This is a genomic window from Micromonospora sp. Mcm103 (assembly GCF_024519755.1).
GTDB lineage: Bacteria > Actinomycetota > Actinomycetes > Mycobacteriales > Micromonosporaceae > Micromonospora > Micromonospora aurantiaca.
Genome location: NZ_JALJRJ010000004.1, coordinates 103,703 through 119,174 on the forward strand (window position 1 = coordinate 103,703; position 15,472 = coordinate 119,174).

General features: G+C 71.6%; 14 protein-coding genes and 1 riboswitch. Of the genes, 7 read left to right on the forward strand and 7 right to left on the reverse strand.

Annotation, left to right across the window (positions count from 1 at the left end):
* Positions 1 to 49: 49 nt before the first annotated feature.
* Positions 50 to 595, reverse strand: coding sequence for a pyridoxamine 5'-phosphate oxidase family protein (locus tag OC439_RS07685; RefSeq protein ID WP_262012843.1), 546 nt, complete (start codon positions 593 to 595; stop codon positions 50 to 52).
* A gap of 78 nt (positions 596 to 673) precedes the next feature.
* Between OC439_RS07685 and dcd the strand changes: the two genes are divergently transcribed.
* A complete protein-coding gene (gene dcd / locus OC439_RS07690) occupies positions 674 to 1,252 on the forward strand; it encodes a dCTP deaminase (RefSeq protein WP_043327610.1) in 579 nt (192 codons plus the stop codon).
* Positions 1,253 to 1,324: 72 nt separating this feature from the next.
* On the opposite strand, the gene OC439_RS07695 is transcribed toward dcd, so the two are convergent.
* Positions 1,325 to 2,359 (reverse strand): NlpC/P60 family protein, encoded by a 1,035-nt coding sequence (locus OC439_RS07695; protein WP_262012844.1) that lies wholly within the window; start codon positions 2,357 to 2,359, stop codon positions 1,325 to 1,327.
* Between the two features lie 13 nt (positions 2,360 to 2,372).
* Positions 2,373 to 2,507: riboswitch (cyclic di-AMP (ydaO/yuaA leader) on the reverse strand.
* Positions 2,508 to 2,745: 238 nt separating this feature from the next.
* Between OC439_RS07695 and OC439_RS07700 the strand changes: the two genes are divergently transcribed.
* Positions 2,746 to 4,779 carry an N-acetylmuramoyl-L-alanine amidase gene (locus tag OC439_RS07700; protein ID WP_262012845.1) on the forward strand — a complete coding sequence of 678 codons (2,034 nt, stop codon included), beginning with the start codon at positions 2,746 to 2,748 and terminating at the stop codon, positions 4,777 to 4,779.
* Positions 4,780 to 4,849: 70 nt separating this feature from the next.
* Here OC439_RS07700 and OC439_RS07705 read toward each other — a convergent pair whose 3' ends face one another.
* The 3 genes from OC439_RS07705 to OC439_RS07715 all read right to left on the reverse strand — a co-directional run bounded on the left by OC439_RS07705 (position 4,850) and on the right by OC439_RS07715 (position 8,335).
* On the reverse strand, positions 4,850 to 5,860 hold the full coding sequence (locus OC439_RS07705) for a C40 family peptidase (RefSeq protein ID WP_135242665.1): 1,011 nt from the start codon (positions 5,858 to 5,860) through the stop codon (positions 4,850 to 4,852).
* Positions 5,861 to 6,030: 170 nt separating this feature from the next.
* Positions 6,031 to 7,035, reverse strand: a complete 1,005-nt coding sequence (locus tag OC439_RS07710) for a hemolysin family protein (protein ID WP_013283320.1) — start codon at positions 7,033 to 7,035, stop codon at positions 6,031 to 6,033.
* Positions 7,028 to 8,335, reverse strand: a complete 1,308-nt coding sequence (locus OC439_RS07715) for a hemolysin family protein (RefSeq protein WP_262012846.1) — start codon at positions 8,333 to 8,335, stop codon at positions 7,028 to 7,030. The genes OC439_RS07710 and OC439_RS07715 overlap by 8 nt, the downstream gene beginning before the upstream one ends.
* Before the next feature lie 82 nt (positions 8,336 to 8,417).
* On the opposite strand from OC439_RS07715, the gene OC439_RS07720 reads away from it, so the two are divergent.
* On the forward strand, positions 8,418 to 9,095 hold the full coding sequence (locus OC439_RS07720) for a GOLPH3/VPS74 family protein (RefSeq protein ID WP_262012847.1): 678 nt from the start codon (positions 8,418 to 8,420) through the stop codon (positions 9,093 to 9,095).
* A 66-nt stretch (positions 9,096 to 9,161) separates the two neighbouring features.
* Here the strand turns inward: OC439_RS07720 and OC439_RS07725 are convergent, their stop codons facing one another.
* Positions 9,162 to 11,360, reverse strand: a complete 2,199-nt coding sequence (locus tag OC439_RS07725) for a (Fe-S)-binding protein (protein ID WP_262012848.1) — start codon at positions 11,358 to 11,360, stop codon at positions 9,162 to 9,164.
* Between the two features lie 179 nt (positions 11,361 to 11,539).
* Complete coding sequence (locus OC439_RS07730; RefSeq protein WP_135242661.1) at positions 11,540 to 11,803, reverse strand: cell division protein CrgA; 264 nt, start codon at positions 11,801 to 11,803, stop codon at positions 11,540 to 11,542.
* 230 nt (positions 11,804 to 12,033) lie between these two features.
* On the opposite strand from OC439_RS07730, the gene OC439_RS07735 reads away from it, so the two are divergent.
* Genes OC439_RS07735 through OC439_RS07750 form a run of 4 tightly spaced genes read left to right on the forward strand, consistent with a single transcriptional unit; the run spans position 12,034 to position 15,286 of the window.
* Positions 12,034 to 12,840 carry a DUF881 domain-containing protein gene (locus OC439_RS07735; RefSeq protein WP_013283315.1) on the forward strand — a complete coding sequence of 269 codons (807 nt, stop codon included), beginning with the start codon at positions 12,034 to 12,036 and terminating at the stop codon, positions 12,838 to 12,840.
* The gene (locus OC439_RS07740; RefSeq protein ID WP_262012849.1) at positions 12,837 to 14,354 is read left to right on the forward strand and encodes a class E sortase; all 1,518 of its coding nucleotides are present in this window, start codon (positions 12,837 to 12,839) and stop codon (positions 14,352 to 14,354) included. Before OC439_RS07735 ends, OC439_RS07740 begins: the two co-directional genes overlap by 4 nt.
* 3 nt (positions 14,355 to 14,357) lie before the next feature.
* Positions 14,358 to 14,630, forward strand: a complete 273-nt coding sequence (locus tag OC439_RS07745; RefSeq protein WP_013473364.1) for a hypothetical protein — start codon at positions 14,358 to 14,360, stop codon at positions 14,628 to 14,630.
* A 5-nt stretch (positions 14,631 to 14,635) separates the two neighbouring features.
* On the forward strand, positions 14,636 to 15,286 hold the full coding sequence (locus OC439_RS07750; protein WP_114919202.1) for an aminodeoxychorismate/anthranilate synthase component II: 651 nt from the start codon (positions 14,636 to 14,638) through the stop codon (positions 15,284 to 15,286).
* Positions 15,287 to 15,472 lie beyond the last annotated feature (186 nt).

Here is a 15,472-nt window from a genome sequence, read left to right on the forward strand (position 1 = left end):
GTGCCGGCCCTGTCCTCGGACGGGCCGGCACCGTTCGTCGTGGGCCGGGTCAGGCGGCCGGACGGCGGGTGTCGAAGCCGTGCCGGCCGCGCCGGGCCTCCGCGGCCACCGGCTCCCGCCGGGCCGGTTCGGCTCCGCGCGGGTCGAGCCAGACCCGCACCTGCGGCGGGGGGGCGCCGGGCTGGGCCACCGGGTCACGCCGGGTCAGCATCGCCGCCTCGACGGTGAACTCGAACAGCCGCCAGTCGCCCTGCGGCGACGCGCGGGCGATCCGGGCCAGCCGCGTCACAGTGGCCGGGTCGGTCACCGGTCGTGCGCGCCCGGCGATGTACGCCTCGTCATCGCTCTCCTCCGGCGGGAACGAGTGCAGCGCGTAGCGGCCGTCGCGTTCGAGGTCGCGGCGCTTCGGCGAGTCGATGACGAAGCACCACAGGCCGTCGTCGGTGATCACCGGGGACACGGGATGGACCCGGGGGCCACCGTCGGCGCGGACCGTGGCGAGGTAGCCGAAGCCCGGCCCGTACTGCTGCATCAGGAGGCGGATCTCGTCGGCGAGGCGGGGCTCGTCGGCGGCGAATTCGGACCAGGAAGCCATGTGGACACTCTATCGAACACATGTACGAAGATGTAGTGCGACACGCAGGTCACCCGTACCGGTCGCTATGGTGTTCCGATGCTGCTCTCCGACCGCGACCTGATCTCCGAGATCAAGGCCGGCACGCTCGCGCTGGAGCCCTTCGAGCCCACGCTGGTGCAGCCGTCGAGCATCGACGTACGCCTGGACCGGCTGTTCCGGGTCTTCAACAACCACCTCTACACACACATCGACCCGTCGGTGCAGCAGGACGACCTGACGTCGATGGTGGAGGTGCCGGAGGGGCAGCCGTTCGTGCTGCACCCGGGCGAGTTCGTGCTCGCCTCCACGCTTGAGGTGATCTCGCTGGGTGACCAGCTCGCCGGCCGGCTGGAGGGCAAGTCGAGCCTGGGGCGGCTGGGGCTGCTGACGCACTCGACAGCAGGTTTCATCGACCCCGGCTTCTCCGGCCACGTCACGCTGGAGCTGTCGAACGTGGCGAACCTGCCGATCACGCTCTGGCCGGGCATGAAGATCGGGCAGCTCTGCATCTTCCGGCTCTCCTCGCCGGCCGAGCACCCGTACGGCTCGGCCGTCTACGGCTCGCGTTACCAGGGGCAGCGCGGTCCGACGCCGAGCCGGTCCTGGCAGAGCTGGCGCACCTGGCCGACGCGCTGACGACGCCCGCAGTTGTTAATAGGGGCCCCCTCCTCTACCGGAGGCGTTAAGAGGGGGGCCCTTCCTTACACCTCAGCCGGGACGGCCGTAGCTGTTGATGTCGCCGTCGTCGACCCGCTTCATGGTGATCGGCTTGCCGGACTGGGAGGCGTGTACCACCCAGCCGTCGCCCACGTACATCGCCACGTGGTGCAGGTCGCCGTAGTAAAAGACGAGGTCACCGGCGCGCAGCTCGGCCCGGCTGATCCGCTTCGTCACGCCGTGCTGCTGGCGTGCGCTGTGCGGCAGCGAGACGCCGCCCTTGGCCCAAGCCGCCATGGTGAGGCCCGAGCAGTCGAAGTGGTCCGGCCCGGCCGCGCCCCAGACGTAGATCTTGCCGATCTGGGCGCAGGCGAACTTGACCGCCGCACCGGCCGGGCCGCCGGGGTAGCCGGCCGGGCACGGCGCCGGGCGCAGCGGGCCGCCGCCGCCCTTGCCGTACACCTTGAGCCGCAGCTTCTCCAACTTGGCGATCTCGGCGTCGATCTGCTTCTTCTTCGCCGCGAGCTGGGCCTCGGTACGCGCCAGCCCGGCGATCATCTCGTCCAGCGGCTTCTTCTTCGCCGCCAGCTCGTCGCGCAGCGCGGCGACGGAGCGCACCTGCTCGTGCTGGCGGTGCGCGAAGCGGTCGAGCAGTTCCAGGCCGGTGACCAGGTCACCGGGTGAGCGGCTGCCCAGCAGCGCGTTCACTGTGGAGAGGTTGTCGCCCTTGTAGGCGTCGGCGGCGAGCCCGCCGACCTGACCGAGTGCGGCGTCCACCCGGGCCTGGAGGGGTGCGATCTGCCGGCCGAGCACGTCGGCCTGCTTGCGCCGCGCGGCGAGCTGCTCGCGTACGGCGTTCACCTGTTCGATGACCGGTTCGAGCTTGTTCCAGTCGCGGTCGATCTGGGCCTCGATCTCGGCGACCGAGGGTTCGGCGTGTGCCGCCGTGGCGCCGCCGGTCAGGACGACTGCGGTGCCGACGAGGGCGGCGAGGGCTGTGGTGAAGCGGGACCAGCGGGTACGCGGCACAGCCGTGGACCGGTCGACCGACCGGCTCGACGACGGCCGCGGGGCATGGAGTGCCACCGGGCGTCCGTACTCCTTCTTCCGTACCGCCTACCGGGTTAGCTGACGGATTCGGGCGGGAAGGGAGCCGCCCTACCGCATCGCTGCGGATTCACCCCAGGTACCTGGTTCCCCGGCTCGCCCGGAGGCGACTCGGCGGTGTCGGACCGTCACCGACCGGGTTGGACGGTGAGACGTGCGGCCGACGATTCACCAGAGTAGGGACCACCGTTATCGATCCGCAACTTCCAGCGGCGTGACACTCCGTACGCGATGACGGGCCGCACCCAGGTCGGAGGTGAAATTTTCTTTCAAGGCTGATTACTCACTGGAAAGGTATTGACCCCCGTGGGTGTGCGGAGTGAGGGTGGAGACGCAGTGACCCCCATCCCTGTCCAGGAGGTTCGATGCACCTCTCCGCCCCGCCGTCGGGCAGACGGATACTGCTCGCCGCCGCAGTGGCGACAGCCACCGCGCTGGCGACGACCGGCCCGGTGACCGCCGCGCCGGACACGTCCGCGCCCGCGAGCGACAGGCAACAACAATACGCCGCCGCGGCGGCCGAGTACGGCGTGCCGCAGAACGTGCTGCTCGGCGTCTCCTATCTGGAGTCCCGCTGGGACACCCACCCCGGGCAGCCGAGCACCAGCGGCGGCTACGGCCCGATGCACCTGACCGACGCCGCGCACATCCTCGCCATGCCGGGCAGCGCCCACGTCGACGAGGACGAGGACCCGCGCGGCGACGACTCCCGGCCGCTGAACCTCGACCCGGCCACCGCCGCCGCGCCGGAGCGGGAGACCCCGCTGCCGCCCGCCTCGCTCCAGACGCTCGACGCCGCCGCCGCGCTCACCGGGCTCGACGCGGGCACGCTGCGCACCGACCCGGCCGCGAACATCCGCGGTGGCGCGGCGCTGCTGGCGTCGTACCAGAAGGCTCTGGGCGGGCCGGTCGGCGCCGGCACCGACCCGGCGGCCTGGTACGCCGCGGTGGCCCGGTACTCCGGCGCGGACACCTCGGACGCCGCGGCGGCCTTCGCCGACGAGGTCTACGACCAGCTCGGCCAGGGCGCCAGCCGGACCACCGACGACGGCCAGCGGGTCACGCTCGCCGCCACCGCCGCGACGCCGGACCGTTCCCGGCTGGCCCGCCTCGGCCTGCGCAACGCCGAGCGGCCGGACGGGCTGGAGTGCCCGGTGCGGCTGGCCTGCGAGTGGATCCCCGCGCCGTACGAGCAGCTCAGCGACGACCCGGGCGACTACGGCAACCACGACCTGGGCGACCGGCCGAAGCAGCAGAAGATCGAGTACATCGTCATCCACGACACCGAGGGCTACTTCGGCCCGAGCGTCGACCTGGTGAAGCGGGCCGACTACCTGGGCTGGCACTACACGCTGCGCTCGGTGGACGGCTACATCGCCCAGCACATCAAGACCAAGGACGTCGGCTGGCACGCCGGCAACTGGTACGTCAACGCCAAGTCCATCGGCCTGGAGCACGAGGGCTTCGCCGGTCAGGGCACCTGGTACACCGAGGCGATGTACCGCACCTCCGCCAAGCTGGTGCGGCACCTCGCGCTGAAGCTCGGCATCCCGATGGACCGGCAGCACATCATCGGCCACGACAACGTGCCCGGCATCACCGCCGCCAACGTGGGCGGCATGCACTGGGACCCGGGACCGTACTGGGACTGGTCGCACTACTTCGACCTGATGAAGGCGCCGTTCCGCAGCACCGGCACGCCCCGTACCGGCCTGGTCACCATCGACCCGGACTTCGCCACCAACCGGCCGGCGTTCACCGGCTGCAACCAGCAGCCGCCCGGTGTCCCGACGCCCCGGCCGCCGGCCGAGCCGTGCCCGTCGCGGGGTTCCTCCGCGGTGATCCTGCGGACCGCGCCGAGCCCGGACGCCCCGCTCGTCAACGACCTCGGGCTGCGCCCGGACGGTACGCCGGACACCATGTACATCTCCGACCACGGCGCCCGCGCCTCCGCCGGCCAGACGTACGCGCTCGCCGGCCGCCAGGGTGACTGGACGGCGATCTGGTACCTCGGCCAGAAGGCGTGGTTCCTCAACCCGGCCTCCGCGCCGACCGCCAAGTGGGCCACCGGCTTCGTGGTGACCCCGCGGCCCGGCAAGGCCACCATCCCGGTGTACGGGCGGGCCTACCCGGAGCAGGCCGCCTACCCGGACACCATCCCGTACCAGACCATCTCGCCGCTGCAGTACACGTTCGCCGCCGGCCAGCGGTACGCGGTGGGCGGGGTGCTGCCCGGCGAGTACTACCGGGCGGTCTCGTTCGACGGTTCGGCCCCGGGTGACCGGACCGTGGTCCGCGGCAAGAACCGCTACGTGCAGGTCCAGTTCGGTCACCGGATCATGTTCGTGAACCTGGACGACGTGCTGGTCCTGCCGTCCCCGGTCGGCACGCCGCGCTGACCCGGCACCGCACACGGGAAGGCCCCCGGTCCGCGTGGACCGGGGGCCTTTCCGCTGCCAGGGGTTCGGGTCAGGCGACCCGGACGAAGCCGGCGAGCGGCTGGGTGCTGATGCTCGACACCTGGACCGGTTTACCGGTACGTGGCGCGTGCACCATCACCCCGTTACCGAGATAGAGCCCGACGTGATGCAGGTCGGAGCCGAAGAACACCAGGTCACCCGGTCTCGCCTCGGAACGGGAGACCTTGCGGCCCTCGTTCCACTGCGCGCCGGTGAAGTGGGTCAGCGAGATGCCGGCCGCCTTGTACGCGTACTGGGTGAGGCCGGAGCAGTCGAACGAGTTCGGGCCGGTGGCGCCCCACACGTACGGGTCACCGACCTGGGCGCACGCCGTCTTGATGGCGGTCCGCGCGGCGCTGCTCACCACACCGTCGATCTTGGGGCAGCCCGCCGGGCGGATCGAGGTCACCGGCAGCATGGCGGTCAGCCGCTTGATCTCCGAGTCGATCTGCTTCTTCTTCGCCGCGAGATCGTTCTGCTGCTTGGTCTCCAGCGCGATCAGCGCGTCGAGCTTCTCCTTCTGCTTGTTGTACTCGTCGCGCACCTTGAGCACACCGGCGATCTGGCGGCGCTGGTCCTCGGCGATCCGGTCCAGCATGACCAGCTGCTCGGCCAGCGCGCCCGGCTTGGAGTTCACCAGCAGCGCGCCCAGCTCCTGCGACGGGCCCTGGATGTAGTACCGGGCCGCGATGTCGCCGACCTTGTTCATGGCGAGCGTGGAGGCCAGCTCCAGCGGCACCATCTTGTCCTTCAGCGCCTTGGACTTCTTCTGGTTGGCGCGAAGCTGCGAGCGGACCTTGTTGAACTGCTCGATGGTGGGTTCGAGCTGCTGCCACTGCTTGTCGATCTGCGCGTCGATCTCGTCCACCGACGGCGCCGCGTGCGCCGGGGCGGTCAGCATTCCGGCGCCGACCGCGGCGGCCGCGACCAGGGTGACCAGACCGTGTACCACCCGTCGGAACCCGGCCCGCCGGCCGGGTGGAGCGCTCGGGGCGTGACGTTGAGGGGGCGTGGTTGCCACCGGCACGGACTCCTTTGCAACCGACCGCCGGGCGCCTCGCGAGAGGGAAGATCGAGGCAGACGACCCACAGCGGTCGGTGCCTCACATTAGGGAAGGCGTCCGGTGGAATCAAGGCGACCGTTTGTTCAATCACGTATCCGCAATCGGTTGCACACCAAGGGTATTCAATTCATCTTCCGACGATGGCTGTCAATACGTCGTCGAGCGTCACCACACCCATCGGCCGGCGTCCGTCGCTGACCAGCACCATGTGGCGGCGTTCGCGGCGCATCGCGAGCAGCAGATCGGCGAGCGTACGGTCCGGCGGCACCACCGCCAGCGGCCGGTAGATCTCGGCCGGCACCGGTGCCCGGCGGCTCGCCCCGGCGTACCCGAGCACGTCCTTGACGTGCACGAAACCGAGCACCCGGCGGGTGGCCCGCTGCACCACCGGGAAGCGGGACCGGCCGGTACGTGTGGCCAGCACCTCCAGCGACGCCGGTGAGACGTCCTCGGCCACCGTGGTGACGGTGGACCAGGGTTGCAGCGCGTCCGCCGCGGTACGGCTGTGCAGGGCCAGCGCGCCGGTGATCCGGGCGTGCTCCTCGGCGTCCAGCAACCCCTCGGTACGCGCCTGGGAGACCAGCCCGGCCAGTTCCTCGGCGGTGAACACGGTCTTCACCGCGTCTGTCGCCTCCACCCGCCACCACCGCAGCACCTGCCGGGACGCCCACTTCATGGCCAGCAGCAGCGGCTTGGTGGCCAGGCAGAACGCCAGCATGGCCGGGCCGAGCCAGAGCGCCGACGGTTCCGGGCCGGCGAGCGTGATGTTCTTCGGCACCATCTCGCCGACCACCGTGTGCAGGAACACCACCACCGCCAGCGCGATGACGAACGACACCGGGTGCACCGCCGAGGCGGGCAGCCCCAGCGCGGCGAACGCCGGCTCCAGCAGGTGCGCCAGCGCCGGCTCGGCGATCGCGCCGAGGCCCAGCGAGCAGACGGTGATGCCGAGCTGCGCCCCGGCGATCATCAGCGGGATCTGGTTCATCGCCGCCAGCGCCAGCCGGGCCCGCTTCGACGTCGCCGCCAGCGGTTCGATGACCGTACGGCGGGAGGCGATCAGCGCGAACTCGCTGCCCACGAAGAACGCGTTACCGAGCAGCAACCCGACCGCGACGAGTAGTTCAGGCACCGTCGTCGGGCTCCTCGGGGCGTACCACCCGCACCTGCTCGATCCGGTGCCGGTCGACCTCCACCACTGTGAACTCGTACCCGGCCTCGTCGAGCGTCTCGCCCGGCACCGGGATGTGGCCGAGCCGTGCCATGAGGAACCCGCCGAGCGTCTCGTACGGCCCGTCGGGCAGCCGGAACCCGGTCTGCTCCACCAGTTCGTCGGCGCGCAGCACACCGTCGGTCAGGACGGTGCGCTCGCCGCCCGGCACGGTCAGCTCCACCGGCCCGAAGCCGTCCACCGCGTCCGGGTCGAACTCGTCGGCGATCTCGCCCACCAGTTCCTCGACCAGATCCTCCACGGTCACCACGCCGTCGGTGCCGCCGTACTCGTCCACCACGATCGCCAGGTCCGCCCCGGCGGCCTTGAGCGCGGCCAGCACCCCGTTCAGGTTCAGGCTCTCCGGCACGTACACCGGCTCCCGGGCCACGGCGGCGACAGTGGTGGCCGCGCGGCGGGCCAGCGGCACGCCCAGCGCGTCTGGTACCCCGGCGACGCCGGTGACCAGGTCGAGCGTCTCCTCGTAGACCGGGAACCGGGTGCGGCCGGTCCGCCGGGACGCCTCCAGCAGCTCGGCGACCGTCGTGGTGGCCCGCAACGCGGTGACGTCGACCCGGGGCGTCATCGCCTCGGCGGCCCGCTTGTCGCCGAAACGGATGGTGCGGCGCAGCAGCATCGCGGTGTCCGGCGGCAACGCGCCGGCCCGGGCCGAGATCGCGGCGAGCAGGCCCAGTTCCTCCGGGGAACGGGCGCTCGCCAGTTCCTCCTGCGGCTCCACGCCGAGGCGGCGCACCAGCCGGTTCGCTGACTCGTTCAGCAGCCGGATCAGCCAGCCGAACGTGCGGGAGAAGGCCCGCATCGGCGCGGCGGTGGCGAGCGCCGCCGGCATCGGACGGGCGAGCGCGAGGTTCTTCGGCACCAGCTCGCCGAACAGCATCGAGATGAGCGTGGCGAGAGCCAGCGCGAGCAGGCCGGAGAAGCGTTCCGCGCCGCCGAGCGGGCGCAGCAGCGGCGCGAAGAGCCGGGCCAGGGCGGGCTCGGCCAGGTAGCCGGTGAGCAACGCGGTGAGCGTGATGCCGAGCTGCGCGCCGGAGAGCTGGAAGGACAGTTCGCGCAACGCGCGGCGTACCGTGGCGGCCCTGCCGTCGCCCTCGTCGGCCCGCCTGTCGATCTCCGCCCGATCGACGGTGACCAGGGCGAACTCGGCCGCGACGAAGAACGCGTTGCCGGCGGTCAGCAGCACGAACCCGACCAGTGGCAACAGCGTCAGAAGCAGAAGGCCGTCGATGCGCGTGATTGTGGCACGCGGACGCCGATGGTGGACCCCCCGTAGCGTGGTGTGCATGGACGGTCTGCTGCTCACCGACGAACTGGTCCTGCTCGCGTACGACGACGACGGCGTCAACCGCCTCGGCAGTCCGCACCTCGGCTACGGCCTCGCCGGGGCGGTGCTGCTGGAACTGGCCCTGGCCGGCCGGGTGGAGGTGGCGGACGAGCGGCTCGTGGTGACCGATCCCGCCCCGACCGGTGTGCCGCTGCTGGACGAGGCGCTGGCGACTGTGGGATCCGGCCGCCCCCGCAAGCCCAAGAACTGGATCGGCAAGCTCGCCAAGGGCCTGCCGGACCGGGTGCTCGGCGCACTCGTCGACGCCGGGGTGCTGCGCCGGGAGTCCGACCGGGTGCTGCTGGTCTTCCCGCGTACCCGCTATCCCTCGCCGACCGGCGCGGAGCCGGCGGTGGAGACCGCGGCCCGGGAGCGGATGGCGACGGCGCTCACCACCGACGGCCCGGTCGACGCCCGGACCGCCGCGCTGCTCACGCTGACCCGCGCGGTCGGCCTGGACCGCAAGATCTTCCGCGAGATGCCGAAGGAGCGGGTCAAGGCGCGCATCGACGAGATCGCGGCCGGCGACTGGGCGTCGGCCGCCACCAAGAAGGCGATCGAGGAGATGCAGGCCGCGCTGATGGTCGCGATGACGGCCGGGACGAGCGCCGCCATCATGACCACCACGACCAGCTGAACGCGACGGCGGCGGCACCGCACGGGTGCCGCCGCCGTCGTGGTCCGGCTCCTGCCGGGGTACGCCTCAGCTCGCGGCCGGCGCGGCCTCCGGCTCACCGGCCGGGGCCTCCGGCTTGACCGAGCGCAGCAGCACACTCGCCACGTCGACGACCTCGACCTGCTCGCCCGCGCCCTTGCCGTTCACGCCGTCGTTCAGCATCGTCGAGCAGAACGGGCAGCCGACCGCGATGGTCTTCGCCCCGGTGGACATGGCCTCCTCGACCCGGTCCACGTTGATCCGCTTGCCGATCTTCTCCTCCATCCACATCCGGGCACCGCCGGCGCCGCAGCAGAAGGAGCGCTCGCTGTTGCGCGGCATCTCGGTCAGCTCGCCCTGGGTCGACTCGCCGAGCACCTCACGCGGCGCGGCGAAGATCCGGTTGTGGCGGCCCAGGTAGCACGGGTCGTGGTAGGTCACGCCGCCGTCGACCGGCTGCACCGGGGTGAGCTTGCCGGCGCTGACCAGGTGGGCCAGCAGCTGGGTGTGGTGCACGACCTCGAACTCGCCGCCGAGCTGGCCGTACTCGTTGCCCAGCGTGTTGAAGCAGTGCGGGCAGGTAGCGACGATCTTGCGCTTGCTCTTCTCCCGGCCCTCGAACGCCTCGTTCAGCGTCTCGACGTTCTGCTGGGCCAGCATCTGGAAGACGAACTCGTTGCCGATGCGGCGGGCCGGGTCGCCGGAGCAGGTCTCGCCCTCGCCGAGGATGGCGAACTTGACGCCCGCCTCGTTCAGCAGCGTGGCGACCGCGCGGGTGGTCTTCTTGGCCCGGTCCTCGAACGCGCCGGCGCAGCCGACCCAGAACAGGTACTCGAAGTCGTCGACCTCGCCGACGCGCGGCACCTCGAAGCCGAGGCCCTTGGTCCAGTCCTCGCGGGTGTTCTGCGGGGCGCCCCACGGGTTGCCCTTGTTCTCCAGGTTGCGGAGCATGACGCCGGCCTCGGACGGGAAGCTCGACTCGATCAGCACCTGGTAGCGGCGCATGTCGACGATGTGGTCCACGTGCTCGATGTCGACCGGGCACTGCTCGACGCAGGCGCCGCAGGTGGTGCAGGACCAGAGCACGTCCGGGTCGATGACACCACCCTCCTCGGCGGTGCCGATCAGCGGCCGGTCCGCCTCGGCCATCGCGAGCACGTCCACGCCGGCCAGCTGCTCCTGCGTGGCCTTCTCCTCGCCGGTCAGGTCCTTGCCGCCACCGGCCAGCAGGTACGGCGCCTTGGCGTACGCGTGGTCGCGCAGGCTCAGCACCAGCAGCTTCGGCGACAGCGGCTTGCCGGTGTTCCAGGCGGGGCACTGCGACTGGCAGCGACCGCACTCGGTGCAGGTGCTGAAGTCCAGCAGGCCCTTCCAGGTGAACTGCTCGACCTGGGCGACACCGAACTGGTCCTTCTCCGGGTCGGCCTCCTCGAAGTCCAGCGGCTTGCCCTCGCTGGTCATCGGGCGCAGCGGGCCCAGGCCGGAACCGGCCGGCTTCTCCGGGTCGCGCTTGAAGAAGATGTTCGGGAAGGCCAGGAAACGGTGCCAGGCCACGCCCATGGTGACATTAAGCGAGATCACGATGAGCCAGGTCATCGAGATGGCGATCTTGATGAGCGCGGCGACGCTGACGCCCGCCTCCCAGTTCGGGAGGACCGAGCCGACCGCGTGGCTGAGCGGGGCGGCCCAGACCGGGTACTCGAAGTGGTCGGTGGCGACCTTGAAGCCGCGGATCACGAACCCGAAGATCAGGACCAGCAGGACGACCCACTCGACGAAGTAGCCCTGCCACATGGTCGAGCCGGTGAACCGGGAGCGGTTCTCCGCGCGTCCCGGCCGGTTGCGCAGCCGGATCGCCATCAGCACCAGGATGCCGGCCAGGCCGAGGATGCCGATCCACTCGGTGACCAGGCCGAAGATCGTCCAGTGCCCGATGATCGGCAGCCCGCCGCCGGTGGAGACCACCTCGAAGTAGGCCTCCAGCACCAGCAGCGACAGCACGATGAAGCCGACCATCACGAACCAGTGGGCGGCGCCGACCACGCTCCACTTGAGCATGCGGGTGTGACCGGCGGTCTCCGCCAGCATCTTCTTCGTACGCGCGCCCTTGTCGCCGAACCGCTCCGGCGCGGGCTGGCCGAGCCGGATGACCGCGGTCATCTTCATGACCGCGCGCACCGCAAGCCACACCGCAACAGCGGTGATGGCGGCCGCGAGGATCGTGGTGACGATCTGGACGCTGCCCATCGAGTTGGCCTCCCGGTCTGCTGCTTGTCCGTGCAGCCTACGCGCAAGGTTACCCAGCAGTAACGTGAGTCTTCTCGCACCAGGCCACGCCGCCCTGCGCACACCATAGGTGGAGCGGCGTCGAAGCGCCGTGCAGGGGCGGCGTGGCGTGACCTACGCCGGGGTGGGGCAGCGCCGGATCAGCGCCAGCGGGAGAGCAGGATCAGCGACGAGACCATCGCGCCGAAGCCCACGGCGAGGTTCCAGTAACCCCAGCTGGCGACCGGGTACGCCTGCTCGGAGAGGTAGTAGAGCACCAGCCAGCCGATGCCCACCACGATCAGCGCGACCGCGGTAGCCGGCAGCCAGATGGGGCTAGGCTTGCGCGTCGACGCCGTCGCCGTCGGACGGACATCCGTCGGCGGGGTGTACACCTTCTTCTTGCGGACCTGAGACTTGGGCACGACGCTCTCCAGAGGGGGGTACGACCTCGTCCGGCCTGACAACCGGGCGCGAGGGCGACGGTCCATGGCCAATAATGTTCGACAGCTAGCGTAGTCCCGACGGACCGTCCAGGCCACGAATGGGGCCAGGCCGGTGCACTCAGTAACCGGAAAGAGCGGACTTTCCGGGTCGAGCAGGTCGGCTCGCACCGGCGCGGGCCGGAACGAGACGACGGGAAAGGGAACGCCCGGTGGAGTACACGTCCGGCGCCGCCTCCTGGCAGAAGGTCCTCCGCCGCGCGGCAGCCGCCCTGCTGCCCCGGCGCGCACGCCAGCGCCGCCCCGGCTGGTCCGTCGGCGTGCCCCTGATCGCCGCCGCGGCCGGTCTGCTGTTCACCACCACCGCCACCACCGCGGGCGGCACCTCCCTGCGTGAGGACCGCCGGCCCCAGCTCACCCAGCTGATCGAGGACCGCCGCGAGGAGGTCGCCGCCAGCGAGGCGAAGGCCGCCCGGCTCCGCGCCGAGGTGGAGGAGCAGACCGAAGCACTCGCCGGCGCCGACGGGCCGATCAAGACCGAGCGGGACCGGGCCGCCGCGAGCCGGCAGGGCGCCGGGTTCACCGCGCTCACCGGCAGCGGCGTGACCGTCGAGCTGAACGACGCCGACCGCCGGCCCGACCAGCCGCTGCCGAAGGGCGCCAGCAACGACGACCTGGTGGTGCACCAGGGCGACGTCCAGGCGGTCGTCAACGCGCTCTGGGCCGGCGGCGCGGAGGCCATGTCAATCATGAACGTCCGCGTGCTGAGCACCAGCGCGGTACGCTGCGTCGGTAACACCCTGCTGCTGCACGGCCGGGTGTACTCCCCTCCTTTCAAGATCGTGGCAATCGGCGATCCCGCGGAACTCCAGCGGGCGCTCGCCGCCTCTGAGGGAGTGCGGGTGTTCAAGGAAGTGGCCGACCACTACCAACTCGGGTACGTCGAGCGCGTCTCCACAGTCACCGTGCCCGCGTTCGAGGACTCCACCGCGTTGCAGTCGGCGACGGTGCCCCGGTGACCGGCGGCGACCCCCGGGAACGCGCTGGCCACGACCGCCGGGAGGAGCCCACCGCGTTCCTTCCCCGCGTCGAGCGTCCGGCCCCGGCGTCGCCACAGCCGCTCGACCTGCCCTGGCCCGACGCCGGCCCGGCCCACACCGCCCCGGCCCGACACGGCCGGGACACCCGGCCCGCCCCGCCACGGACCGGCCCACCGCCTTCCGCCCCGCCACGGACCGCCCCGCCGCCGCCGTGGCCGGGCAGTCAGGCGCATCAACCGGCGAGCGCCTCCCGCCCCGAGGCCGACCCCCGGTTCCGCCCCCCGGCGAGCGAGCTTCCCCCCAGGGGTACGCCCCACCCGGCCGGCCCGGCACACCAGGGCGCCGGACATCACGGCCCTACGCAGCAGTACGCCGTCCGCCATTCCACAGGTGGGGCGATCCCGCCCGAGCGTGGTGGCGGCGGTGGACAGCCACCACAGAACGGCACCCGCCCGTGGGAGGCCGGCGGACGCCCGCCGCAGGACGGTCGCCGACCGGCGGGGGGTGAGGGACGGCCGCCCGGCGTACCCCCTCTCGGTGGGCCGACCGGCGCGGACCGGAACCCTCCGGCCGACCCTGGAGCCACGGCGGTGCTGCCCGCCGTCACCCGCCCACCCGCGGACCCCCACCTGGACGCCACCGGGCTGATGGGCGCGGTGCCCCCGCCCCCCGAGAACGGGGACGGCGGCGGCGATGGCGCCGAACCGCCCGCCGAACCGCCCCGCCCCCGGCGCGGCGAGCGGGTGGTGCAACTGCGGCCCGAGCAGACCGGCGACGGATACCGCAGCGTCTACTCCGAGCTGACCCGCCCGACCGTCGGCTCCCGGCTACGCACCGTCGTGCGGGGCACCGGCGAACTGCTGATCACCTTCGGGCTGGTGGTGCTCCTGTTCGCCGGGTACGAGATCTGGGGCAAGGCAGTCATCGTCGAGGCCCGCCAGAACGACCTGAACAGCCAGCTCGCCCAGGAGTGGGGCGCGACCGCGGACCCGACCGTCGGCCCGACCACCGGGCCCACTGTGAAGCCGAAGCCACCGGCCAGGGGGAAGCCGGTCGCCGGCCTATACATCCCCAAGTTCGAGAAGCACTGGGTGGTGGTCGAGGGGGTCAGCCCGGAGGACATCCGGTACGCCCCGGGCCACTACCCGGACAGCGCCATGCCCGGCGAGGTGGGCAACTTCTCCGTCGCCGGTCACCGCATCCGCTCCACGTTCTGGCGGCTGGACGAGTTGAAGACCGGCGACGCGATAGTGGTCGAGACCAGGACCGACTGGCTCGTCTACCGGGTCTACGAGCAGCGAATCGTCAAGCCGTCGCAGGTGGAGGTGGTCGCGCCGGTGCCCGGCAAGGCGGGCCAGAAGGCCACCGAGAAGCTGCTGACGCTCACCACCTGCAACCCGAAGTTCGACAACTACCAGCGGTTGATCATCCACGCGCGGCTGGACCACACGCAGGCCAAGTCGGCGGGCCGCCCGGCCGAGTTGGAGGCGTGAGCCGTGTACTCGTGGATCTGGCGCAAACTGCCGTTCGGGCTGCCCGGCAAGCTGTTCGGCTCGCTGGTGCTGGCCACCGCCACCGTCGCGTTGCTCTGGTTCGTGGTCTTCCCGTGGGCCGAGCCGCTGCTGCCCTTCGACGACGTGCAGGTCACGCAGGACTCCGGCGTACCGGGTGACGGTGGGATCACCGAACCCACCGGGCTGCCCGGCGAGGAGGAGCTGCCGTACAGCACCGAGACGAACAACGCCCCACCCTCCACCCCGAACAGGTGACAGCGATGCGCGTACTGGTGATCGACAACTACGACTCGTTCGTCTTCAACCTCGTGCAGTACCTCGGCCAGCTCGGCGCCGACTGCGAGGTGCGGCGCAACGACGAGATCGACGTCGCCGAGGTGGGCCGCGCCGGTGCCGCCGGCGTCCTGCTGTCGCCCGGTCCGGGCAGCCCGGACCGGGCCGGCATCTGCCTGGACGTGATCCGCGAGTACGCCGGCAAGCTCCCGATCTTCGGCGTCTGCCTCGGTCACCAGGCGATCGGTGAGGCGTTCGGCGCGACAGTCGCCCGCGCACCGGAACTGCTGCACGGCAAGACCTCGGAGGTACGCCACGACGGCGTGGGCGTGCTCGCCGGGCTGCCCGACCCGTTCACCGCCACCCGGTACCACTCGCTGGCCGTACTGCCCGAGACGCTCCCCGACGAGCTGGAGGTCACCGGCCGGACCGCTTCCGGCGTGGTGATGGCGATGCGGCACCGCACGCTGCCGATCGAGGGCGTGCAGTTCCACCCGGAGTCGGTGCTGACCGAGGGCGGTCACCTGATGCTGGCGAACTGGCTCGCCGCCTGCGGCTTCCCGGCGGCGCTGGAGCGCGCCCCGGAGCTGGCCGCCGAGGTCGACGCCCGCCGCCGGGCAGCCTTCTCCCCAGCCTGACCCCCGCGCTTCCCGCCCCCACCCCCGCGCGGTCCCGCCCGCCTCCCTCTCGGTCGATCATGAAGTTGGCGGGGACAAATCGGACGCCCTGTGCCGCTAACTTCATGATCGACGGGAGAAGCGGGAGAAGCGGAGGGCGGAGATGCGGGCGCGGCGGCGGCCCCGGGATCGGGGACGCCGCCGCGT